Here is a 966-nt window from a genome sequence, read left to right as displayed (position 1 = left end):
TCGGTAACCCAGTCACTACCGTCACTGACGACCCGGCTCGCCTGGACAACACTGGCCTGAGCCTGAGTGCCACCGGCACCGTCCAGGAAGGCGGCCAGATCGTCTACACCGCTACCCTGACCAACCCGGCTGGCACCGAAATGAAGGTGACCCTCAGCAATGGTGAGACCATCACCATCGCCAAGGGCCAGACCGAAGGCAGCATTACCGTTCCGGCTCCGGCTAACACCGTGTATGTCGATGCTGGTGAAGTGAAAGTAACCATCGCCGGCACCACCGGTGGCGATTTCGAGCAACTGAGCGTCAGCTCGAATGCCGCCGTCACTTCGGTGACCGATACCATCGATACTTCGACCGTCACCTTGACCGCTACCCCTTCGGTTACCGAAGGCGGCACCGTGGTTTACACCGCGACCGTCACTGCTCCAGTAACTGGCGCTCCGCTGGTGGTTTCGCTGGCTAACGGTCAGACCATCACCATCGCCGTGGGCGACAGCTCCGGTTCGGTCAACTTCGTTGCACCGAACAACGTTTACAACACCAACGTACCGCTGACCAACAGCATCACCGGTGTGACTGGCGGTAACTACGAGAAGCTGGAAACCGCTGGTACTCCAAGCACCGTGGTGAACGACGATCCGTCGAACCTCGACAACACCGGGCTGAGCCTGACCGCTACTGGCACCGTCCAGGAAGGCGGCCAGATCGTCTACACCGCTACCCTGACCAACCCGGCTGGCACCGAAATGAAGGTGACCCTGAGCAATGGTGAAACCATCACCATCGCCAAGGGCCAGACCGAAGGCAGCATTACCGTTCCGGCACCGGCTAACACCGTGTACGTCGACGCCGGTAATGTCAGCGTGACTGTGACCGGCACCACCGGCGGCGACTTCGAGCAACTGAATGTTAGCTCGACTCCTGCAGTCACTGCCGTGACCGATACCATCGACACTTCGACCGTCA

Annotated in this window: 1 protein-coding gene; it reads left to right on the top strand. The window is 60.1% G+C overall.

The window, feature by feature from the left end:
- The coding region (locus F3J44_RS29385; RefSeq protein ID WP_205300270.1) for an immunoglobulin-like domain-containing protein at nt 1-966 on the top strand (966 nt) is incomplete at both ends.

Source organism: Pantoea sp. Tr-811 (assembly GCF_011752535.1).
Taxonomy (GTDB): domain Bacteria; phylum Pseudomonadota; class Gammaproteobacteria; order Pseudomonadales; family Pseudomonadaceae; genus Aquipseudomonas.
This window is presented reverse-complemented; position numbering and strand designations above follow the sequence as displayed.